The organism is Thalassobaculum litoreum DSM 18839 (assembly GCF_900102465.1).
GTDB lineage: Bacteria > Pseudomonadota > Alphaproteobacteria > Thalassobaculales > Thalassobaculaceae > Thalassobaculum > Thalassobaculum litoreum.
Window position 1 is genome coordinate 263,357 of the sequence record NZ_FNBW01000005.1, and the last position, 22,551, is coordinate 285,907.

The following is a 22,551-nucleotide window of genomic DNA, read 5'->3' on the forward strand; positions in this document are numbered from 1 at the left end:
GGCAGTTTGGCTGATGTGCGTTAGCTTTGGGTCCGGGGAAAATGGGACCTGTTGAGCCTGAAGGTTCCGCGCCGGCCTTGGGGCACCGTTGGATTGGGCTTCACAAAAGGGGATACCACATGACCAAGATTTTGAGCGGCGCCTTCAATCGCCGCCGGTTCATGCAAACAACGGCCGTCGCCGGTATCGCGGCCAGCCTTCCGCTCTCGGGTGCGTCTGCCGCGCCGAAGAAGGGCGGCACGATGAAGATGGGCAAGGCCCATGGATCGACCTCGGACACGTTGGATCCGGGGCTTTCGGAAAACGGTTTCACCCTCGCGCTGCTGTTCGGCCTGCACGGCTATCTGACCGAGATCGGCGCCGATGGCGGCGTGAAGCCGGGGGTCGCCGAAAGCTGGGAGGCCTCCGCCGACGCGTCCTCCTGGACCTTCAAGCTGCGCAAGGGCGTGACCTTCCATGACGGCCGCGAACTGACCGCCGATGACGTGGTCGCAGCCATCAATCACCACCGCGGCGAGCAGTCGACCTCGGCGGCCGGTCCGATCGTCAAGGCGATCAAGGACATCAAGGTCGAGAACCCGTCGACCGTCACCTTCGTGCTCGACGGCGGCAACGCCGACTTCCCCTTCGTGGTCAGCGACTATCACCTGGCCATCGGCCCGTCCAAGGACGGCAAGCTCGATTGGAAGTCGGGCATCGGCTGCGGCGCCTACAAGCTGACCCGGTTCGATCCGGGCGTCATCGCCACCTTCGAGCGCTACGACGGATTCTGGGACGACAACCGCGGCCATTTCGACGCCGTGGAGATGCACTGCCTGGTCGACCTGAACGCCCGTACCACGGCGCTGGTCTCCGGCGAGGTGCACGCCATCGACCGTCTCGACCTGAAGACCAGCGGCCTGCTGGGCCGCAAGCCGGGCGTCGAGATCAACTCTGTCGCCGGTACCCAGCACTACACCTTCGCGATGGATTGCCGGGCGGCGCCGTATAACGACGTGAATGTCCGGCGCGCACTGAAATACGCCATCAACCGCGAGGAGATGGTTGAGAAGATCCTGTTCGGCTACGGCTCGGTCGGCAACGACGTGCCGATCGGTCCGAACCAGCGCTTCTTCAACAGCGAGATGCCGCAGACCTCCTACGATCCGGACAAGGCCAAATTCTACCTGAAGCAGGCCGGCATGGACTCCCTGTCGGTCAATCTGTCGGCGGCCGACGCGGCCTTCGGCGGCGCGGTCGACGCGGCAGTGCTGTACCAGAACTCGGCCAAGGCGGCCGGCATCGACATCACCCCGGTGCGCGAGCCGAACGACGGCTACTGGTCCGACGTCTGGATGAAGAAGCCGTTCTGCGCGGTGTACTGGGGCGGGCGTCCGATCGAGGACCTGATGTTCTCGACGGCCTATCAGAGCGGCGTGGCCTGGAACGACAGCTTCTGGTCCAACGAGCGGTTCGACGAACTGCTGCTCAAGGCCCGCGCCGAGCTCGACGAGGCCAAGCGCCGCGAGATGTACTACGAGATGCAGGTCATCCTGAACGAGACCGGCGGCGTGGTCATTCCGATGTTCGCCTCCTATGTCTTCGCGACCTCCGATAAGATCGGCCACGACAAGTTCGCGTCGAACTGGGATCTGGACGGCGAGCGCTGGATGGAGCGCTGGTGGTTCGAATAAGACCGGACCTTCGGATCAACGCGTGATCGACGGCGGGCTCTCGGGCCCGCCGTTTTTCATAGAGGGGCAAGGGCATCGCTCCCGTCTTTCGGGCTTCCGGCGGTAGCCGAATACCCATTTTTACTCTATGACTATGCGGCAGACGCTAATCTCGCGGAGACCGTGGTCCCGATCACCTGCAGCGCCGCTGCGGCGGCAGGGCAGCCCGCCGGGCCTTCGTTTCACGTTTCTTGGTGTGAAGCCTCAGACCCCTATTTGCGAGAGGCAACCGCGCGCGATCCGGCATGCGCGTTTAATTATTCGTCCTTTGCAATTCTTGGAAATCATTAGTGTCGGCTTAAGCTAAAAACATGAAATTTTAACAAAATATAACTCTTCTGCTGTGTAGCTATGGGGTGAGTTCGAAGATAGCGTCCCCACCGCTTCTTCTCCCACAAATCCAGGGTTTCCTGGCTCAGCAGGATATCGCCGACCATGACCATCCGACAGAAAATGGCCGCGTGTCTCGCGGGCATCATCCTCATCTTTGTTGCCGCGATCGGCTACGAAGCGGTTTCCCTTTCCCGTGATCTGGACCACCTGGAGAGCCTGGAAGAAGAGGTCAACACGGCCTTCACCAAGATTGTCCCGCTCGACCTTCTGGTGAAGGATGTCCGCTTTCATGTGGTGCAGGTGCAGCAGTGGCTGACCGACATCTCCGCCACCCGCGGGCAGGACGGGCTGAACGACGGGTTCGATGAGGCGCGCAGCCACCGGCAGTCGTTCCAGACCGTCGTCGCCGAGGCCGAGGCATTGGCCCGCGATCTCGGCTATACCGACGTGGTCGCCGCGCTGAAGCGGACGGCCGATGCCATGCCGGCCTTCTACGGAGAAGGCGAGCGGATGGCTAATGCCTATATCGAGGGCGGTGCGCCCGCCGGGAACAGGCTGATGGGCGCGTTCGACGCCGCGGCGGCCAACATGGCCGATGCGCTTGACGAACTCAGCGGACTGATCGAGGGCAAAGGCGCTGCCACGACCGCACACGCCGTCGAGAGCATGACCCAGGTCCGCTCCGATGTGGCCCGATCCGTCAACATGCTGATCATCGCCGCCGGCATCGCCATCCTCGTGGCGATCATTCTGTCGATCTACCTGTTCCGGGTGATCCGCGAGCCGATCGACAAGCTGCTCGCCGATCTGGATATCGTGTCTCGCCGGGCGCCCGAGCCGATCAACCTGGACAGCGGCCGTCGCGACGAATTCGGCGCGGTCGGAGCCTCCCTGGTGAAGCTGCATGGCGATCTGGTCGAGGCGGACCGGGCGGCCGAGCGCCAGAAGGAATCCGAAGCGCGCCAGGAGGCGGAGCGCAAGCAGAACATGCTGGCCGTCGCCAAGGCCTTCGAGGACCGGGTCGGCAATGTGGTGGACGCCGTGGCCAAGGCGGCCGCCGATCTGAAGGACTCCGCCAGCTCGATGACCGCTGCCGCCGATCAGGCCGGCTCCCAGTCCACATCGGTCGCGGCCGCGGCCGACCAGGCGGCCGCCAATGTCGAGACGGTCGCGTCTGCGGCGGAGGAACTGTCGAGCTCCATCGAGGAGATCCGCCGACAGGTGTCCAATTCCTCGCAGATCGCCAGCTCGGCGGCCAGCGAAGTCGAGCAGACCGTCGCGATGGTGAACGGGCTGACGCAGTCGGCCGAGCGGATCGGGACAGTGGTCACCTTGATTCAGGACATCGCCGAGCAGACCAATCTGCTGGCCCTGAACGCCACCATCGAGGCCGCGCGGGCCGGGGAGGCCGGCAAGGGCTTCGCGGTCGTCGCCTCCGAGGTGAAGGCGCTGGCCGGGCAGACCGCCAAGGCGACCGAGGAGATCAGCCAGCAGATCGGCAGCATCCAGTCCGGTACCGGCGAGGCGGCCTCCGCCATCTCTCACATCGCCCAGACCATCGGTCGGATGAACGAGATCGCCGCGGCGGTCGCGGCGGCGGTCGAGCAGCAGGGGGCCGCGACCAGCGAGATCGCCCGCAACGTGGAGGAAGCGTCGTCGGGCACCCGCGACGTCTCCTCCAACATTGCCGGCGTGAACCAGGCGGTCGGTCTGACCTCCGAGGGCGCCCGGCAGATCGAGACCGCGGCCGGGGACCTGTCCGGCCAGTCCAATCTGCTCAGCCGCGAGGTCGGCAGCTTCCTGGCGGAGGTCCGCGGCGGCTAAGCCGGTCGTCCGGACCGGGCGGAGAGGGCAGACGCCGTATTGGCGGCACGGGCGGATCGGGGTATCGGTGTAGGTCTTCCCAACCCGCCCCGATCCCAGGAGCCTTCCATGACAGCCGCCGCCCTTCGCCCGGTTCCCGCGAACCGCACCCTGGATCTGCGCAGCGACACGGTCACCCAGCCGACCCCGGCGATGCGCGAGGCCATGGCCAAGGCCGATGTCGGCGACGATGTGTTCGGCGAGGACCCCTCGGTGCTGGCGCTGGAGGCCAAGGTGGCCGGCATCATGGGCAAGGAGGCGGCGCTCTACGTCTCCTCCGGCACCCAGTCGAACCTGCTCGGCGTGCTGGCCCATTGCCAGCGCGGCGAGGAGTTCCTCATCGGCGACTGCTATCACGTGTTCCAGTACGAGGCGATGGGGACCGCCGTGCTCGGCAGCGTGGCCGCCTATCCGCTGCGCACCGACGCCCGCGGCGGGCTGGAGCCGCAGCAGGTGCTGGACGCGATCAAGCCGGACGACGTCCACAAGCCGATCACCAGGCTGCTGTCCCTGGAGAACACCGTGGCCGGCCGGGTGCAGAGCCAGGACCGGATCGACGCCCTGGCCGACGCCGCCCATTCTCGTGGCCTGCAGGTGCATATCGACGGCGCCCGTCTGATGAACGCGGCGGTCAAGCAGGGCCTGAAGGCGAAGGACATGGCGGCGAAGATCGACACCGTGTCCCTGTGCCTGTCCAAGGGCCTCGGCGCGCCGGTGGGTTCGGTGCTGAGCGGCCCGGCCGACTACATCAAGCGGGCCCGGCGTCTGCGCAAGATGCTCGGCGGCGGCATGCGCCAGGCCGGCATCCTGGCGGCGGCGGGACTGCACGCCCTGGAGCACCACGTGGACCGCATGGCCGAGGACCACGCCAACGCCCGGCGCCTGGCCCAAGGGCTTGCCGAGGCGGGACCGCTGACGGTCGATGTGGACGATATCGATACCAACATGCTGTTCATCGAGCCGGCGGCCGAGGATGTGGAGCCGCTGCGGGCCTTCCTGAAGGAACAGGGGATCGTGCTGGGGTCGCCGCGCCCGGCGAAGATCCGGGTGGTGACCCACCTGGACATCTCGTCCGAGGATGTCGACCGCATCGTGGCGGCGGTGAAGGCGTTCTACGCCAAGCGCTGACCGCATCGGGGTTTCACGCCGCTTATCGCCAAGCCGGCTATCACCAAGACCGCCGGCGTATTTCGAAGAAAGTGGGAAAACAATCCTGGCCTAGCCGGTAACGATGCCCCATATCGGCAGAGCGACCGAAACCCGGAGCTCCGATGTCCGCCCATGCCGATACCCGCCCTGAGGCCAAGGGCGACTGGAACACTATTCGCACGCTGATGCCGTATCTCTGGCCGCCCGGCCAGACTGGGATCCGCGCGCGGGTGGTGGCGGCCGTGCTGTGCCTGGTCATCGCCAAGCTCGCCACGGTCTACGTCCCGATCCTGTACAAGGATGCGGTCGATCTGATCTCCGACGGTTCCGACTTCGCGATTACCGCCCTGATCGGCATCGTCGTCGGCTACGGCCTGCTGCGCGTCGCCCAGCAGGCGTTCGGGGAGTTCCGCGAGTTCTTCTTCGCCCGGGTGGCCCAACGGGCGATCCGCACCGTCGCGCTGAAGACCTTCCGGCACCTGCACGCCCTGTCCCTGCGCTTCCACATGGACCGCCAGACCGGCGGGCTGTCGCGGGCCATCGAGCGCGGGGTGAAGGGCATCGAATTCCTGCTCTCGTTCATGCTGTTCAGCATCCTGCCGACGCTGATCGAGATCGCCATGGTCTGCGGCATTCTCTGGTACTTCTTCGACGTCTGGTACGCGGTGGTCACCTTCGTGACGATCGCCGGCTACATCGCCTTCACGATGTTCGTGACCGAATGGCGTCTGAAGTTCCGTCGGCGGATGAACGAACAGGATCAGACCGCGAATACCCGTGCGGTCGACAGCCTGCTGAACTTCGAGACGGTGAAGTACTTCGGCAACGAGCAGCACGAGGCGGACCGCTACGACGGCTCCCTGCGGCGCTACGAGGATGCGGCCGTCGCCTCGCGCAGTTCGCTGTCGCTGCTCAACGTCGGCCAGGGCTTCATCATCGCCGGCGGCCTGATCGCCCTGATGTCGATGGCCGGTTACGGGGTGAAGGCCGGGGCGATGTCGGTCGGCGACTTCGTGATGGTGAACACCTACCTGATCCAGCTCTTCCTGCCGCTGAACTTCCTCGGCTTCGTCTACCGCGAGATGAAGCAGTCCCTGGCCGATATGGAGGCGATGTTCCGCCTGCTCGACGTTCGGCGCGAGGTCGCGGACAAGCCGGACGCCGCCGCCCTGGGTCAGGGACCCGGCCGTGTCGACTTCGAGGACGTGCGCTTCGCCTATCGCGAGGATCGCCAGATCCTGCAGGGCATCTCCTTCAGCGTCGAGCCGGGTCAGACAGTGGCCATCGTCGGGCCGAGCGGGGCGGGCAAGTCGACGATCTCGCGGCTGCTGTTCCGGTTCTACGACGTGACCGGCGGGGCGGTACGGATCGACGGCGAGGATATCCGCGACGTCACCCAGCAGAGCGTGCGGGCCGCGCTCGGCATCGTTCCTCAGGACACGGTGCTGTTCAACGACACGATCTACTACAACATCGCCTATGGCCGGCCCGGGGCCTCGCCGTCGGAGGTCGAGGCCGCCGCCCGCCACGCCAGCATCCACGACTTCATCATGAGCCTGCCCGACGGCTACCAGTCGGCGGTCGGCGAGCGCGGCCTCAAGCTGTCCGGCGGCGAGAAGCAGCGCGTCGCCATCGCCCGCACGATCCTGAAGGAGCCGCGGATCTACGTGTTCGACGAGGCGACCTCGGCGCTGGACAGCCACACGGAGCGGGCGATCCAGCAGAGTCTGCGCGAGGTGTCGCGCGGCCGCACCACCCTGGTCATCGCCCACCGCCTGTCGACCATCGTCGATGCCGACCAGATCCTTGTGCTGGAGGCGGGCCGGATCGTCGAGCGCGGCCGCCACGGCGAGCTGCTGTCCCGCGACGGCGCCTACGCCGCCATGTGGCGCCGCCAGCAGGAGACCCGCGAGGACGAGGCTGCGCCCACCCGGACGGAGGAGGTCGTCGCCACCGGCTGACGGCAGCGCGGCCGTCGCCGGGAGGCGGCTTCACATTTTCGACACGTGCCCTACACTCAAGGCATAAACGACCGGGGCTGAATCCTGGCAGGTGAGTGGGGGGAATGCGGGATGCGTATGTCGCTCATCGTTGCGTGCAGCGTCGTGGGAGGGTCCCTGACGGCGGCGGATGTTGTCCTGGCTTCCGGTTTCCAGCTCAAGGAACAGAGTTCCAGCAAGCTCGGCAATGCCTTCGCGGGGGCCGGCGCGTCTGGCGACGATGCGTCCATCATGTTCTACAATCCTGCCGGCATCGCGTTGTTCAAGAACCCGCAGGCCATGGCCGGGGTGGCCGCCATCAAGCCGACTGCCAAGCTGGGTATTGCGTCGGCGACCGATGGCACCGGGGGGACCATGTCCGGTGGCGAAGGCGGCGACGCCGGTAGCCTGGCGGCCGTGCCAAGCGCCTATCTGGTGGCGCCGGTGAACGATCAGGTCAATGTCGGCCTGGCCATCAACGTGCCGTTCGGGCTGCGGACCTCCTACGAGGACGACTGGGCCGGACGGTACCACGCCATCACCTCGGATCTGGAAACCGTCTCCATCACCGGCGTGGCGTCGCTGAAGCTCAGCGACAAGCTCAGTATCGGCGGCGGACCATATGTCAATTACGCCCGCGCCCGGCTGACCAATGCCATCGACTTCGGCACGATCTGCGTGGGTGCGCTCGGGGCGGGCAGCTGCTCCGCTCTCGGCGCCTTGCCGCAGCAGGCCGACGGTAAGGTGGACATATCCGGGGACGACTGGTCGATGGGGGCGACCGCCGGCCTGCTCTACGAGCCGATGAAAGGCACGCGGATCGGCCTGTCCTGGCGCAGCCAGACCAAGGTCAGCGTCCAGGGCGATGCGGATTTCGACGTGCCTGACAGCGCCCGCGCCCTCACCGCGACGGGAGCCTTCACCGACAGCGACATTTCCAGCACGGTCACCTTGCCCGAGACCATCGGTCTCAGCCTGCATCACGAAATCACCGACGAGGTCGCCGTGATGGGCGACGTGGTCTGGACGGCGTGGCACCGGTTCGAGGAGCTGCGTATTGAGTTCGACAATGCGGCCCAGGCGGACAGTGTGACGCGGGAGAACTGGAACGACACCTTCTTCGTCTCGCTCGGCGCCACCTGGCGTCCCGACGACAATTGGACGCTGCGCACCGGCGTGGCCTACGATCAGAGCCCGGTCGATGCCAACTTCCGCACCGCCCGGATACCCGATCAGGACCGGTATTGGCTGGCCGTCGGCGCCGACTACCAGGTGGACGATCGCTGGAAGATCTCTGCGGGCTACACGCACATCTTCGTGGATAGCGCCGCCCTGGACGAGTCGAGTGCCGCGGCCGGCACCCTGCGGGGCACCTACGAAGGCTCCATCGACATCCTCACCGTCGGAGCGACTCTGCGCTTCTGACGCAATTTCCTGACATCGACGGGTCTGCGTCCCCTTGGTAGAACGGGGGCGTGAACCGGTGGAAAGGTATCGACATGGCGAAGCGGGCAGCGAACGCGGTCCCCAGCGGCGGTCTCATCGACCCCCAGAAGCTCGAGATCATGACGGCGCTGGAACGCAAGGTGCTGTGGCTGGCGATGTGGACGATCCACAACGCCAACCATATCCGCGACAGCCGCGACGGGCTGAAGGTCGGCGGCCACCAGGCGTCCTGCGCTTCGCTCAACACCATCATGAGCGCGCTGTATTTCGACGTGCTGCGCCCGCAGGACCGGGTCGCGGTGAAGCCGCATGCCAGCCCGGTCTTCCACGCCATCCAGTACATGATGGGCCGCCAGTCGGTGGACCAGCTCCAGCGGTTCCGCGGCTATGGCGGGGCGCAGTCCTATCCGTCGCGCACCAAGGACGCCGACGAGGTCGACTTCTCGACCGGCTCGGTCGGCCTCGGCGTGGCGATGACCCTGTTCTCCTCCATGGTGCAGGACTATGTGCGCATGCAGCACCTGGTCCAGGATCCGGAGCGGGTGGGCGAAAGCCCCGGCCGCATGGTGGCCCTGGTCGGCGACGCGGAGCTCGACGAGGGCAACGTCTACGAGGCGATGCTGGAGGGCTGGAAATACGACGTCCGGAACCTGTGGTGGGTGATCGACTACAACCGCCAGAGCCTGGACGGCGTGGTCTCCGACGGGCTGTTCCAGAAGATCCGCCAGTTCTTCGGCACGGTCGACTGGGAAGTCGTCATGCTGAAATACGGCAAGCGGCTGGAGCGGGTCTTCGCCCAGCCCGGCGGCGATACCCTGCGCAACTGGATCGACGAATGCCCGAACGACCTCTACTCGGCCCTGACCTTCAAGGGCGGGTCGGGCGAGGCGGGCGTGTGGCGCGACCACCTGAAGAAGGATCTGCGCGGCGTCACCGGCATCAAGGCGATCCTGGACGACCATGACGACGTCGAGCTGCACAAGCTGATGACCAACCTGGCCGGCCAGGACATGGAGGCGGTGCTGGAGGCGTTCCACGGTGTGAACGACGACCGGCCACGCTGCTTCATCGCCTATACGGTCAAAGGCTACAACACGCCGCTGGCCGGCCATAAGGACAACCACTCCGGCCTGATGACCCCCGACCAGATGGCCCGGTTCAAGGCCGATCACGGCATCGAGGACGGCGAGGAGTGGGAACCGTTCGCCCGCGCCGGCATGGACGAAGGCACCCTGCGCGAGTTCGTGCAGGTGGTGGACTTCAACGCCCCCGGCTCGCGCATCCACAAGGCCGACAAGGTGGAGATCCCATCGGTCCTGCCGATCCGCGGCCAGAAGACGATCTCCACCCAGATGGCCTTCGGCTCGGTGCTGCACGAGCTGTCGCGCGGCAACTCGGCCCTGGCCTCGCGCATCGTCACCACCTCGCCGGACGTGACGGTATCGACCAATCTCGGCGCCTGGGTGAACCAGCGCGGCATCTTCTCCCTCGACGTGCGCAACGACGTGTTCCGCCAGGAGCAGGTGGCCTCGGCGCAGAAATGGATGCGCCACGGCGGCGGCCAGCACATGGAGCTGGGCATCGCCGAGAACAACCTGTTCATCCTGCTGGCGTCGCTCGGCCTATCCGGGCCGCTGTTCGGCACAAGACTGCTGCCGGTGGGTACCCTGTACGACCCGTTCATCGCCCGCGGCCTCGATGCGTTGAACTACGCCTGCTACCAGGACGCCCGGTTCATGCTGGTCGCCACCCCGTCGGGCGTGACCCTGGCGCCGGAGGGCGGGGCGCACCAGTCGATCTCCACCCCGCTGATCGGTCTCGGCCAGCCCGGCCTCACCAGCTTCGAGCCGGCCTATGCGGACGAGCTGGCGCAGATCATGCGCTGGGGTTTCGAGTTCATGCAGGCCGATGACGGCGGCTCGGTCTATCTGCGGCTGTCCACCCGCTCCCTGGAGCAGCCTGACCGCAAGTTGGACGACGCCACGGTGGCCGACATCCTGGCCGGTGCGTACTGGCAGGTGGAGCCGGGGCCGGAGGCCGAGCTGGCGCTGGTCTATAGCGGGGCCGTCGCCCCGGAGGTGCTGGCGGCCTACGCGGAGATGGCCGACGACATTCCGGGCCTGGGCGTGCTGGCGGTGCCGTCGGTCGACCGGCTTTATCACGGCTGGCAGAAGAGCCTGCGCGGCCGCAACGGCAGCGGACCTGGTTCCAGTCATGTGGAGAAGGTGCTGTCGAAGCTGGCGCCGGGCGCGTCCCTGGTGACGGCCCAGGACGGCCACCCGGCGACCCTGAGCTGGCTCGGCTCGGCGACCGGGCGGCGGGTCTACCCGCTGGGTGTGACCGGCTTCGGCCAGTCCGGCGACATCCCCGACGTCTACGCCCATTACGGCATCGACACGGCGTCGATCGTGGATATGGCCGCGACGGCGTGTCTGGGGCGGTGAGGAGCTAGTTTCCCCCCATCCCGTCATCCCGGTTCGTCCCCGGACCCGTTCCGGGGCGAGACCGGGACCGTGACCCGGCCGAGTCTCCGGGTCCCGGCCGCCCTCCGGATCAGGCCGTTTGCCCATCCGAAGCCGCGAGTATTCTGACTTTCGCCAGGATGACGAACAAGTGCCGGATTTGCGGGCAGGGCGGTCGGCAGGCCGTGAGGGCTTCAGGATGATAGCGCCTGCGCGCCCTCACTTCTCCGCCAGGAATTGCAGATGGGCGATGATCGCCGCCATGTCGCCGTCGGAAATGTGCGCATAATACCCGAAGCACATCCAGCCTGCGGCCGTCCTTGCTCACGCCCCCGCGCACCGCCCGGACGAGTTCCGCATCGCTCCAGCCGTCGATCCCGGCCTCCATATCGGGGGTGATGTTGGGGGCATAGAAGGCCCAGATGTCGATATCCTCCATCAGCCGGCCGGAGAGCGCCCTGCTCATGTCCGAACCCTGGGGGCCGAAGGGGGTCGGCAGTTGCCGCGGGCTGCCGCTGCGTTCATCAGATACGCCCCGCAATCGACGCGCGAAAGCCTAGCAGCCTCTGGGCTCCCGTGCCATATGGAGCGAGAGAGGGCGAAACCCCGGCGGCCGGCGGCATCGGGCAGAGCGCGCGGAACTATCTTCTTGCTCTGCGACCGCCGCGGCGTTGGAATGATCCGCCCGTATTCTGGTTCGCACCGCACCCCCCAGGAGGGCGCCATGAACGAGCAATCGACCCGAATTTTCCGCGCCGCCAGCCGGGCGAAATACAACGAAGGCTATATGCCCGGCTTCGGCAACGACTTCGAGACCGAGGCGCTCGAGGGCGCGCTGCCGATCGGCCAGAACTCGCCGCAGCGCTGCCCCTACGGGCTCTATGCCGAGCAGCTTTCGGGCACGCCCTTCACCGCCCCGCGTGAGACCAACAAGCGCTCCTGGCTCTACCGCATGCGGCCGACGGTGCAGCATATCGGCGACATGGCGCGGATCGACCTGCCGCACTGGCGCTCCGCGCCCACCGTGGGCGAGAGCGATCTGCCGCTGGCGCCGATGCGCTGGGACCCGGCCCCGATTCCGGCCGATGCCGGCACCTTCCTGACCGGCATGCGCACGATCTCCACCGGCGGCGACGTGCATACCCAGACCGGCTTCGCGATCCACACCTACGCCGTCACCGAGAGCATGGAGAGCGAGGTGTTCTGGAACGCCGACGGCGAGATGCTGGTGGTGCCGGAGGTCGGGGCGCTGCGCTTCTTCACCGAGATGGGCGTGATCGACATCGCGCCGGGCGAGATCGCCGTGCTGCCGCGCGGCATCAAGGTCAAGGTCTTGCTCGCCGGAGAGGATCAGGCGCGCGGCTATATCTGCGAGAATTACGGCGACCATTTCACCTGTCCGGAACGCGGGCCGATCGGCGCCAACTGCCTCGCCAACCGCCGCGACTTCCTGTCGCCCGTTGCGGCCTACGAACAGCGCGACGGCGAGGCCCACCGGGTCGTCGTCAAATGGGGCGGAACCTTCAACGCCTGCGAGATCGATCACTCGCCGCTGGACGTGGTCGCCTGGCACGGCAATTACACGCCCTACAAATATAACCTGCGCCACTTCTCGCCGGTCGGGCCGATCCTGAACGATCATGCCGACCCGTCGATCTTCACGGTGCTGACGGCGCCCTCCGGCACGCCGGGCACCGCGAATATCGACTTCGTCATCTTCCCGCCGCGTTGGCTGGTGGCCGAGGACAGTTTTCGGCCGCCCTGGTACCACATGAACGTGATGAGCGAGTTCATGGGGCTGATCGAGGGCGTCTACGACGCCAAGCCCCAGGGCTTCGTGCCGGGCGGCATGTCGCTGCACAACATGATGCTGCCGCACGGTCCCGATGCCGAAGCGTTCTACGGCGCCTCCCTCAAGGAACTGACACCGCAGAAACTCGACAACACGCTGGCCTTCATGTTCGAGACCCGCTTTCCGCAGCAGCTCACCCGCTACGCGGCGGGTCTGCCGACTCTGCAGGTCAAGTATCCGGACTGCTGGCAGGGTCTGCGTAACCATTTCGATCCGGCCCGACCGGTCTGGAACGGGGAATAGGGACCTTGTCTGAACGATCGCAGCGCCTGCCGGTCGTCGGCTTCCGTCCGACCGGCGACGGGAATGACGATGGGCAGGATGCGCGCGCCGAGTCGAGGCGGGCGACCTTCGGCGCGGTCGCCCGGGAGAGCAGCACGCCGGTCGACTGGCGCTATGCCATGTGCCCGATCGACACGGATTTCATGCGGTTCGGCCCGTTTCGCGGTCTGGTGGCCCAGTGGCGCCTGCGCATCCGCCGCGGCGAGGTCCTGCCGCGGCGCGACGACTTTCAGTTCGAGGACTTCGCCGACTGGCTCGGCCGCATCTTCATCGCCAAGGTGGAGCGCGAGCCGTTCAACCTGCGCTTCACCCTATGGGGGGTGAAGCTGGTGGAGTGGTGGCGGGTCGACTACACCAACCGCACCCTGGGCGAGCTCTCGTCCAACCCGGATCTCTGGCGGATGACCGAGATCCAGTATTTCGCGGAGATGGACCGCGAGCCCTTCATCGGACTGGCCTGCGGGTTCCTGTCCCAGCACGGCCTGGCGCATATCAAGGTCCTCGGCCTGGACCTGCCGTTCTCCGACGGCGAGGGGCTGACCCATGTGATCTCGACCCACATGAAGATCGATCTGGGCGAAACCATCGAGGATGTCCTGCCCGATTGCCCGGTCACGGATTTCACGCCGGACTACTGATCGCGCCCGAATAGCCCGCCCGAATAGCCCGCCTCAAAAACCCGCCTGACCTGCCCTGACGGACCGAATTGAGTGCCTGGATATGAGGCATGAAATGTCCATTCGGTGAGCACGACATGGGGGTTCCCGTCCGTTGAACGGTTCGTCACCTGCCGGAAGCCGCCGGTCGGCGGGGTGGTCCCGTTTTTGCACTTGCGAGATGTGCCTATGCGCTCTCCCGCAATGCCGGTCCGGCACCAGGGGACGGGAGGGACCCAACCGCATGACGTGACGAAACGTCCGGCCGCGAGGTCGGGACAATGGACATTCAGGAGAGAGAAATATGGGGATCTTGAGGAACACGGTGATGTCGGCGGTGGTCGGCGCCTCCATCGCCCTGACGGCCGGCTCGGCCTCCGCGGCGGACTGGATCATGGCGTCCGGTTATCCGGACAGCAACTTCCACACCCAGAACATCCAGACGTTCATCGAGGAGGTGGAGGCCTCCACCTCGCTGAAGATTCAGCTCAACTCAAATGACACGCTGATCAAGCTCGACGCCATCAAGACGGCGCTGCAGCGTGGCCAGATCCCGATCGGCGAGATCCGTCTCGGCGTCTATGGCAACGAGGACCCGATGTACGTCCTCGCCGGCCTGCCCTTCATCGCCGCCGACTACACCGAGGCCTGGCTGCTGAAGGACCTGCAGAAGGAGTATTTCGACAAGATCTTCGCCGAGCAGGGCCTGCGCATCCTGTACTATTCGCCGTGGCCGGGTCAGGGCTTCTACACCAAGTTCCCGGTGACCAGCGTTGAGGACTTCTCCGGCAAGAAGCTGCGGATCTACTCCACGGCGACCCAGGAGATGGGCCAGATGCTCGGCTTCGACGCCACCATCCTGCCATTTGCCGAGATCCCGCAGGCGTTCTCCACCGGCCTGATCGAGGCGCTGTTCACCAGCCCGCAGACCGGTATCGACATCCAGGCCTGGGACAACACCTCGAACTTCACCTATGCCGGCGCGATCTTCTCGAAGAACGCCGTGGTGGTGAACGAGTCCTTCTTCTCGGCCCTGCCGGTCGAGGAGCAGATGGCCATCCTGAAGGCCGCCGAGAAGGCCGAGCTGCGTGGCTGGGAGATGAGCGCGCAGACCACCGCCGCACAGATGAAGACGCTGGCGGAGAACGGCATGACGACCGCCAGCGCGCCGCCGGCCGTGATCGAGAAGATGAAGACCATCGGCCTGAAGATGATGGAGACCTGGCGCAAGGACGCGAGCCCCGAGGCGGCCGCGATCCTCGACCGCTACCTGGCCCTGCAGTAAGGCAGACCGCCGCCGCCGGCTCCCCACGGGGCCGGCGGCTTTTCTATTATCCGGAAACCCACCAGCAGGACGCGCGCCATGCGCCAAGCTCTCGACCGGCTCTATCTCTGGAGCGGGTATCTGTCCGCGATCTTCCTCGTCGGGATCGCCGCGACCATCATCGCCCAGGTCGTCGCCCGCTTCTTCCCGAAGGTCATCGTCGTCGACTCGACCGAAAGCGCCGGCTTCTGCCTGGCCGCCTCGACCTTTCTCGGCCTGGCCTACACCTTCCGCCACGGTGCTCATATCCGCGTGACGCTGGTCACCCGGCTGGCGACCGGCATGGTCGACCGGCTGATCCATCTGTGGAGCCTCGCGGCGTTCATCGTGATCATGGGCTTCATGACCTACTGGTCCTTCGACCTGGTCTATTTTTCGTTCAAGTTCAACGACATCAGCCCGGGCCTGCTGGCCATTCCCTTCTGGATCCCGCGCTCGGCCATGGCGGTCGGGTCGCTGATCCTGCTGATCGCCCTGCTCGACGAGATCGTCTGCGTGCTCATGGGCAAGACGCCGAGTTATGTGGAGAACGACATGCAGGCCTACGAGGCCCATGACGACACCCCCGCCGTTCTGGACCGGGAGCGCGGCTGATGGACGCCGGAGTCATTTCGCTCATTCTCTTCGTCCTGCTGCTGGCGCTGCTGGCCTCGGGGCTGTGGGTGGCGCCGACGCTGATCGCGGTCGGCTATGTGGCGCTCGGGGTGTTCTCGCCGGCGCCGGCGGGCACGCTGTTGGCAAGCACGGTTTGGGACGCGAGCTGGAACTGGGCGCTGACCGCGCTGCCGCTGTTCGTGTGGATGGGCGAGATCCTGTTCCGCACGCGGCTGTCGTCGGACATGTTCACCGGGCTCGCCCCCTGGACCTCGCGCCTGCCGGGCGGGCTGCTGCACGTCAACATCCTGGGCTGCGGCGTCATGGCCGCGGTCGCCGGCTCCAGCGCGGTCACCTGCGCCACGGTCGGCCGCATGTCCATGCCCGAGCTGCGCAAGCGCGGCTATGACGAGGGACTGGCCATCGGCACGCTGGCCGGGTCGGGTACCCTGGGTCTGCTGATCCCGCCCTCGATCATGCTGATCGTCTATGGCGTGGTCGCCCAGGTCTCCATCTCTCGGCTGTTCATCGCCGGCATCGTGCCCGGCGTCATGATCATCGCCATCTTCATGACCTATGTGGCGATCCGCTCATCGCTCAATCCCAGCCTGGCGCCGAAGCCGGACCGGCATCTGAGCTTCGGAGAGAAGCTCTGGGCCTCGCGCTTCCTGATCCCGGTGATGGGGCTGATCTTCGTCGTGCTCGGCTCGATCTACGGCGGCTTCGCCACCCCGACCGAGGCGGCGACCATCGGCGTGATCGGCGCCCTGGTGCTGGCGGCGGTCAGCCGGTCGCTCACCTGGGACTCCTTCATGGAGAGCCTGATGGGGGCGGTGCGGACCTCCTGCATGATCGCCTTCATCCTGGCGGGGGCGGCGTTCCTGTCGATCGCCATGGGCTTCACCGGCGTGCCTCGCGTGCTGGCCGGCTACGTGGACGCCTGGAACCTGTCGCCCTTCGCGCTGATCGCCCTGCTGACGGTGCTCTACATCTTCCTCGGCTGCTTCCTCGACGGCGTGTCGATGATGGTGCTGACGGCGGCGGTGGTGCTGCCGATGGTGGAGAAGGCGGGGATCGACCTGCTGTGGTTCGGCATCTTCACCGTCATCGTGGTGGAGATGGCGCAGATCACCCCGCCGGTCGGCTTCAACCTGTTCGTCCTGCAGGGGATGACCGGGCGCGACATCCTGAAGGTGACGAAGGCGGCGATGCCGTTCTTCGCCCTGATGCTGCTGGGTATCCTGATCATCACCCTGGTGCCGGAGATCGTGCTGGCGCCGGTGCAGTTCATGCTCAGCAAGTAGGCCGTCGGCATCGCCCCTGACGACGAAAAAGGCCCGCGCCGGAGCGCGGGCCTTTCTGCATCCGACTGGAGCGTCGGTCAGTTCATCGGGGTCAGCAGCATGCCGTCGGACTTCTCGGCATAAGTGCCGGCGTCATAGGCCGTCGCCCCGTCGAGCTGCTCCTCGGTATAGGGGACGATCACCGAGATCTCGTCGGACTCGTTGCGGTACAGCTCGACGTCCTGGAAGGCCATCGCGACCGGCTTTTCGCCGAGACCGAGGAAGCCGCCGACATCGATCACCATGGCGTCGATCTTGCCGTCGGCCGTCATCAGCACGTCGCCGACCTCGCCGATGCGGTTGTAGTTGCTGTCATAGGCCCAGGCACCGTCGAGGGTGGTGGCCTCGATCTTCTCGGAGCTGAGCTTGGAGCGGCCCTCCATGAAGGACTCGCGGGTGTTCTCCGGGGTCGTGGCCGTCGTGGTGGCGTCCTTATCCACCGCGGCGACGGTCGAGGTCGCCGGCACGTTGTTGGCCGTCGACTCCTTCTTCATCGGCTCCTTGTCGATCTTGCCGTCCATCGCCGAAGAGCGCTCCGGGGCCTCGTAGGCACCAGCCTTCTCAAGCTCTTCCTTGGTCAGCGCCGAGACCAGACGGTACTCGTTGTCGCCGGTCTTCTCGAAGGAGAGACGGGTGAAATCGACGGCCACGTCCTTGTCCCCCATGCCGAGGAAACCGCCGACGCCGATGATCACGGCCTTGATCGAGCCGTCCTCGCTGACGACGGCGTCGTCGATCTCGCCGATCCGGTCGGCGTCGTCGGCCGTGGAGGCGTAGACGGAGTGACCCATCAGGTTGGACGCGAGGTAGCCGCGGACCTGCTTGGCACCGATCGTGTCGACGGAGTCGAAGCGCATGTTGGTCTGAGCGTCGGTCGACGCAGCGATCGCCGGGCCCGACATCAATGCGACGAGCGCCGTGGTGGCGAGCATCTTCTTGATCATTTTCTTCCCTCAATACGTTGGGCGGCGTGGGTGACCGCATGCCTAACCAACGGCAGTGAGGGAGGGCAGTTCCTTGGCGTTCGCTGTCGGCACTGACACAAAATACGCGTCTGATGTCGGCCGAGGTTACGCTGTGTCGAAGGTCTCCGGCAGGCCATTCAGGGCACGCCAGTGCCGGGCGATCTCGTCGCGCCGGGCGATCCAGATGCCGCCCTTCGCGGCGATGTGCTCCAGCACCCGGGCAAGGCCGGCGATCCGGCCGGGACGCCCGATGATCCGCAGATGCAGACCGATGGAGAGCATCTTCGGGGCAGTGCGCCCTTCCTCCCACAGCCAGTCGATGGCGTCGCAGCAGTAGCGGGCGAAATCCTCGGCGAAATGGAACCCGCCGCCGCGCTGGAACCGCATGTCGTTGGTGTCGAAGGCATAAGGCAGGACCACGTGGGGGCGATCTTCGACCGTCAGGATCATCGGCAGGTCGTCGCCGTAATGGTCGCTGTCGTAGAGGAAGCCGCCTTCCTCGACCAGCAGCCGGCGGGTGTTGGGGCTGGCGGCGGAGCGGGTGTGCCAGCCGACCGGCCGCACCCCGGCGGCGGCGCGGATCTCGTCCACGCAGCGGGCTATCACGGCACGCTCATGGTCCTCGTCCATATTGGCGTGCCGCTCCCAGCGGTAGGAGTGGCAGGCGATCTCGTGGCCGCGCCAGGCCATGTCTTGGGCGAGCCAGGGCGACAGGGTGAGGGCGCGCGCGCAACAGTTCATCTGCGCCTTGGCCCCGTATCGGTCGAACAGCTCCATGATCCGCCAATAGCCGGCGCGGGTGCCGTAGTCGAAATGGGTGTCCTTGGCCGGATCGGGCACACCGACCACTTCCTCGACGATCTCGTAGACCGCCTCGTTGCGCTCGTCGCCCAGCGAGACGGAGAGCTCGGCGCCTTCCTCCACGTTGACCACGAACGACACGGCCAGCCGGGCGTCGCCCGGCCAGTGCGGATGCGGCGGGTTGCCTCCGTATCCCCTGAGGTCGCGGCTCATGGACCGTCGGTCTCGATCAGCGCCTTGAGGGCGAGGGCGGCGGCGGGTACCGGTTCCACGATCGGCAGGCTGGCCTCCGCCCCCAGGGCGCGGGCGGCCTTGGCCAGGGGACCGCCACCGACGATCACCGCGTCGACCTCCAGCGTCTCCGTCGCCTCGGTCAGCATCTCCCGCAGGGTCGCCATCAGCAGATCCGGATCGCCCATGACCTTATAGGGGTCGCCCTTGATGCGCAGGATGTCGACCAGCCTCTCGCCCTCGCCATAGACCACGGCGAGCGCCCGCAGATGCGCGTTCAGGTCCGGCGTGGTCGACAGGATGGCGAAGCGGCCATGGCGGCCGGCGGCCTGCATGGCGGCCTCGGCGATGCCGACCACCGGCACATCGAGCATGGCCCGCAGATCCTCCAGACCCGGATCCAGGAAGGCCGACAGGATCACCCCCTCGCACGGGTCGAGCCCGTCGCGGAACAGCGTCAGCAGCGAGGCGGACGCCCGCTCCGCGCCGGCCACGTCCGTGATGATCGGCGGCGCGTCCTCGTTGGTCTTCAGCCGGACCGTCCAGCCGGGGCCGAGCGCTTCCTGGGCGAAGGCGCCCATCAGGTCGGTGCTGGCCCGGGTGCTGTTCGGGTTCAGCAGCAGGATGCTGTGGCCGGGGCCTTCATCGATGGCGGACAGGGTCAGCGCTCCTCGAAGGTGATCGGCTGCGCCCCTTCCCACAGGCACAGGCGGCCGAGCTCGGCCAGATTCTCCAGGCCCGAGGTGAGGGTGATGAAATGGTTGCCGGCAAGCTGGCCCATCTTCGAGGCGAAGTGCACGCCGCCATAGGCCAGCAGGATCTCGGTCTCGCTGATGCCGCCCGGATAGAGCAGGATCTGGCCCGGGGCCGGGTAACTGGTGTGGTTCTCGTAGCCGACGCCGAACTGCAGGTCGCCCAGGGGCAGCCAGACGCCTTCGCCGCTCCAGCGGACATGCACCGCCTTGCTCACGAACGGCATCTGGGCGCGGAACGCGGCGACGGTCTTGGGGGCGGCGTCCTCCTCGAACCTGGCGTCGAAGGTGAGCGGTCCGGCGGTGACGGTGAGGGCGCGCGGCATGGGCGGTGTCCGGAGGTTGTGACGGGTCTGACGACAGCCTGCCGCGCCCGTCGCCGCACTGCAAGATCGCCAACGCGGACCGTCGCAGTTCCCGAGCATCCGTCCCGGGGCGCAAATGGTCTGGGGCTTACCGGCCGGTGCCTTAATGGTTTGTGAGGTTTCCACCGGTAGACTCGTAACAGTCGGTCGGTCAGACTTCCCGTTGTGGAGGGGCGCCACCGGCTCGGGAGAAGCTCATGAAGCAGATCACGGTCTCCATCCGGTCTGCGGAGACCTCGGATGCCATCGGTCTGGCCCGCGTGCAGATCGAGACCTGGCGCGACGCCTATGTCGGGATTCTGCCCGACGAGTCCCTGATCGAATTGGATGAGATGCGGGCCGCCGTGCGCTGGACGCGCCTGGTGGCGGGGCTGGAGGAGCCGGAGCTGCTGTCGGTCGCCGAGGTCGACGGCGACGTGGTCGGTTTTTGCCATGGCGGGAACGGGCGCCGTGCCGTCTCGGCGGGGCTCGACTCGGGCGACCGCATGGCCGAGGTCTATGCCCTCTATGTCGATCCGAACTACCAGGGCCTTGGACTCGGCCGCGCCCTGCTCGGTCACGTGGCCCAGGGGCTCGAGTCGGACGGGTTCGAGGCGCTGACCATCCTCACGCTGGAGGCCAACCGCCATGGCCGGCGCTTCTACGAGGCGCTGGGCGGCCTGGCCGGGGATCCGGTCCCCTCGGTGGTGAGCGGCACACCGATCGACCAGACTCCTTATGTCTGGAGCGATATCTCGGTCCTGGTCCGGCGTATCGAGACCGCCCAGGGCTAGGCCCCGCGGCAGTGCCGGAATTGACGGTCGGATCGCGCGGCAATCCTGCGCTTGCCGGACCCCGGCGCTTGCAGTAGCTTCCGGCGCTTCCTGAGCACCGCGCCTGGGGGCCATAGATGACCGATCGCGTTCTTATCCTGGATTTCGGCAGCCAGGTCACACAGCTGATCGCTCGCCGGGTGCGCGAGAACGGCGTCTACTGCGAAATCTTCCCTTTCAATGTCGATCCCGACCGGATCCGCGACTTTGGCGCCGCCGGCATCATCCTGTCGGGCGGGCCGTCCTCGGTCTATGGCGAGGACGCGCCGCGGGCGCCGGACCTGGTGTTCGAGATGGGCGTGCCGATCCTTGGCATCTGCTACGGCTCCCAGCTCCTGTGCCACCAGCTCGGCGGCACCGTGGAGAAGAGCGACGAGCAGGAATTCGGTCGCGCCGAGATCATGGTGAAGGACAGCTGCCTGTTGTTCGACGACCTGTTCACGCGGGGCACCGTCGAACCGGTCTGGATGAGCCATGGCGACCGCATCGCTGCCGTCCCGCCGGGCTTCAAGACCGTCGCCACCACCCCGTCCGCGCCCTTCGCCGCCTTCGCCAACGAGGAGAAGCGGATCTACGGCCTGCTGTTCCATCCCGAGGTGGTACATACCCCGCGCGGCGGCCAGCTCCTGCGCAACTTCACCCATAAGGTCGTCGGCCTGAAGGGCGACTGGACCATGGCCGCCTACAAGGACCAGGCGATCGCCAAGATCCGCGAGCAGGTCGGCGACGGCAAGGTCGTCTGCGGCCTGTCCGGCGGCGTCGACAGCTCGGTGGCGGCCGTGCTGATCCATGAGGCGATCGGCGACCAGCTCACCTGCGTCTTCGTCGATCACGGCCTGCTGCGGGCCGGCGAGGCGGAGGAGGTCGACCGGCTGTTCCGTCAGCACTACAACATCCCGCTGATCACCCGCGATGCCAGCGACGTGTTTCTGGGCGAGTTGGAAGGCGTCGACGACCCGGAGGTCAAGCGCAAGACCATCGGCCGGCTGTTCATCGACGTGTTCGACGCCGAGGCCAACAAGATCGACGGCGCGCGCTTCCTGGCCCAGGGCACGCTGTATCCCGACGTGATCGAGAGCGTGTCGCCCACGGGCGGCCCGTCGGTCACCATCAAGTCGCACCACAATGTGGGCGGCCTGCCCGACTACATGAAGCTGGAACTGGTCGAGCCGCTGCGCGAGCTGTTCAAGGACGAGGTCCGCGAACTCGGCCGCGAGCTCGGCCTGCCGGAGACCCTGGTCGGTCGCCATCCGTTCCCCGGTCCGGGCCTCGCCATCCGCGTGCCGGGCGCGATCACCCGCGAGAAGCTCGACATCCTGCGCAAGGCCGACGCGATCTATCTCGACGAGATCCGCAAGGCGGGCCTGTACGACGAGATCTGGCAGGCCTTCGCCGTTCTGCTGCCGGTGCGCACGGTCGGCGTGATGGGCGACGCCCGCACCTACGACTACGCCTGCGCTCTGCGGGCGGTCACGTCGAGCGACGGGATGACGGCGGATTACTACCCGTTCCCCCACGACTTCCTCGGCCGCACCGCCACCCGCATCATCAACGAGGTGCGCGGCATCAACCGGGTGACCTACGACATTACCTCCAAGCCGCCGGGCACGATCGAGTGGGAGTGATCCCC

Annotated in this window: 18 protein-coding genes; 13 read left to right on the forward strand and 5 right to left on the reverse strand. The window is 66.6% G+C overall.

The features are described from left to right. Positions 1-119 precede the first annotated feature (119 nt). The 6 genes from BLS34_RS10010 to BLS34_RS10035 all read left to right on the forward strand — a co-directional run bounded on the left by BLS34_RS10010 (position 120) and on the right by BLS34_RS10035 (position 10,926). Positions 120-1,673 carry an ABC transporter substrate-binding protein gene (locus BLS34_RS10010; protein ID WP_093150025.1) on the forward strand — a complete coding sequence of 518 codons (1,554 nt, stop codon included), beginning with the start codon at positions 120-122 and terminating at the stop codon, positions 1,671-1,673. Between the two features lie 474 nt (positions 1,674-2,147). Then, positions 2,148-3,869 (forward strand): methyl-accepting chemotaxis protein, encoded by a 1,722-nt coding sequence (locus BLS34_RS10015; protein WP_093150027.1) that lies wholly within the window; start codon positions 2,148-2,150, stop codon positions 3,867-3,869. Positions 3,870-3,977: 108 nt separating this feature from the next. Then, positions 3,978-5,036: a low-specificity L-threonine aldolase gene (ltaE, locus tag BLS34_RS10020; RefSeq protein WP_093150029.1), complete on the forward strand. Its 1,059-nt coding sequence runs from the start codon at positions 3,978-3,980 to the stop codon at positions 5,034-5,036. Positions 5,037-5,179: 143 nt separating this feature from the next. Then, entirely contained in the window at positions 5,180-7,018 is a 1,839-nt protein-coding gene (locus tag BLS34_RS10025) for an ABCB family ABC transporter ATP-binding protein/permease (protein WP_093150031.1), read from the forward strand. A 111-nt stretch (positions 7,019-7,129) separates the two neighbouring features. After that, on the forward strand, positions 7,130-8,461 hold the full coding sequence (locus BLS34_RS10030; protein WP_093150033.1) for an OmpP1/FadL family transporter: 1,332 nt from the start codon (positions 7,130-7,132) through the stop codon (positions 8,459-8,461). Positions 8,462-8,535: 74 nt separating this feature from the next. Continuing rightward, positions 8,536-10,926: a transketolase gene (locus BLS34_RS10035; RefSeq protein ID WP_038012987.1), complete on the forward strand. Its 2,391-nt coding sequence runs from the start codon at positions 8,536-8,538 to the stop codon at positions 10,924-10,926. 109 nt (positions 10,927-11,035) lie between these two features. Here BLS34_RS10035 and BLS34_RS25345 read toward each other — a convergent pair whose 3' ends face one another. Continuing rightward, a complete protein-coding gene (locus BLS34_RS25345; RefSeq protein WP_139189214.1) occupies positions 11,036-11,410 on the reverse strand; it encodes a hypothetical protein in 375 nt (124 codons plus the stop codon). Between the two features lie 258 nt (positions 11,411-11,668). Between BLS34_RS25345 and hmgA the strand changes: the two genes are divergently transcribed. The 5 genes from hmgA to BLS34_RS10060 all read left to right on the forward strand — a co-directional run bounded on the left by hmgA (position 11,669) and on the right by BLS34_RS10060 (position 16,956). Further along, positions 11,669-13,039, forward strand: a complete 1,371-nt coding sequence (hmgA, locus tag BLS34_RS10040; protein WP_093150035.1) for a homogentisate 1,2-dioxygenase — start codon at positions 11,669-11,671, stop codon at positions 13,037-13,039. Positions 13,040-13,044: 5 nt separating this feature from the next. Next, entirely contained in the window at positions 13,045-13,716 is a 672-nt protein-coding gene (locus BLS34_RS10045; RefSeq protein ID WP_093150037.1) for a PAS domain-containing protein, read from the forward strand. A gap of 322 nt (positions 13,717-14,038) precedes the next feature. After that, on the forward strand, positions 14,039-15,019 hold the full coding sequence (locus BLS34_RS10050; RefSeq protein WP_028792656.1) for a TRAP transporter substrate-binding protein: 981 nt from the start codon (positions 14,039-14,041) through the stop codon (positions 15,017-15,019). A gap of 78 nt (positions 15,020-15,097) precedes the next feature. Beyond that, positions 15,098-15,652, forward strand: a complete 555-nt coding sequence (locus BLS34_RS10055) for a TRAP transporter small permease (RefSeq protein ID WP_093150039.1) — start codon at positions 15,098-15,100, stop codon at positions 15,650-15,652. Beyond that, positions 15,652-16,956 (forward strand): TRAP transporter large permease, encoded by a 1,305-nt coding sequence (locus BLS34_RS10060; RefSeq protein ID WP_028792655.1) that lies wholly within the window; start codon positions 15,652-15,654, stop codon positions 16,954-16,956. Before BLS34_RS10055 ends, BLS34_RS10060 begins: the two co-directional genes overlap by 1 nt. A gap of 77 nt (positions 16,957-17,033) precedes the next feature. Here BLS34_RS10060 and BLS34_RS10065 read toward each other — a convergent pair whose 3' ends face one another. The 4 genes from BLS34_RS10065 to BLS34_RS10080 all read right to left on the reverse strand — a co-directional run bounded on the left by BLS34_RS10065 (position 17,034) and on the right by BLS34_RS10080 (position 20,070). Continuing rightward, positions 17,034-17,939 (reverse strand): PRC-barrel domain-containing protein, encoded by a 906-nt coding sequence (locus tag BLS34_RS10065; protein WP_093150042.1) that lies wholly within the window; start codon positions 17,937-17,939, stop codon positions 17,034-17,036. A 126-nt stretch (positions 17,940-18,065) separates the two neighbouring features. Next, positions 18,066-18,974, reverse strand: coding sequence for a polysaccharide deacetylase family protein (locus tag BLS34_RS10070; protein WP_093150043.1), 909 nt, complete (start codon positions 18,972-18,974; stop codon positions 18,066-18,068). Beyond that, positions 18,971-19,699 carry an aspartate/glutamate racemase family protein gene (locus BLS34_RS10075; RefSeq protein WP_139189216.1) on the reverse strand — a complete coding sequence of 243 codons (729 nt, stop codon included), beginning with the start codon at positions 19,697-19,699 and terminating at the stop codon, positions 18,971-18,973. Before BLS34_RS10075 ends, BLS34_RS10070 begins: the two co-directional genes overlap by 4 nt. After that, on the reverse strand, positions 19,654-20,070 hold the full coding sequence (locus BLS34_RS10080) for a DUF3830 family protein (RefSeq protein ID WP_093150048.1): 417 nt from the start codon (positions 20,068-20,070) through the stop codon (positions 19,654-19,656). Before BLS34_RS10080 ends, BLS34_RS10075 begins: the two co-directional genes overlap by 46 nt. 236 nt (positions 20,071-20,306) lie before the next feature. On the opposite strand from BLS34_RS10080, the gene BLS34_RS10085 reads away from it, so the two are divergent. Beyond that, the gene (locus tag BLS34_RS10085) at positions 20,307-20,882 is read left to right on the forward strand and encodes a GNAT family N-acetyltransferase (RefSeq protein WP_051243452.1); all 576 of its coding nucleotides are present in this window, start codon (positions 20,307-20,309) and stop codon (positions 20,880-20,882) included. A gap of 116 nt (positions 20,883-20,998) precedes the next feature. Continuing rightward, positions 20,999-22,546: a glutamine-hydrolyzing GMP synthase gene (gene guaA, locus BLS34_RS10090; RefSeq protein WP_028792650.1), complete on the forward strand. Its 1,548-nt coding sequence runs from the start codon at positions 20,999-21,001 to the stop codon at positions 22,544-22,546. The last annotated feature ends 5 nt before the right edge of the window (positions 22,547-22,551 follow it).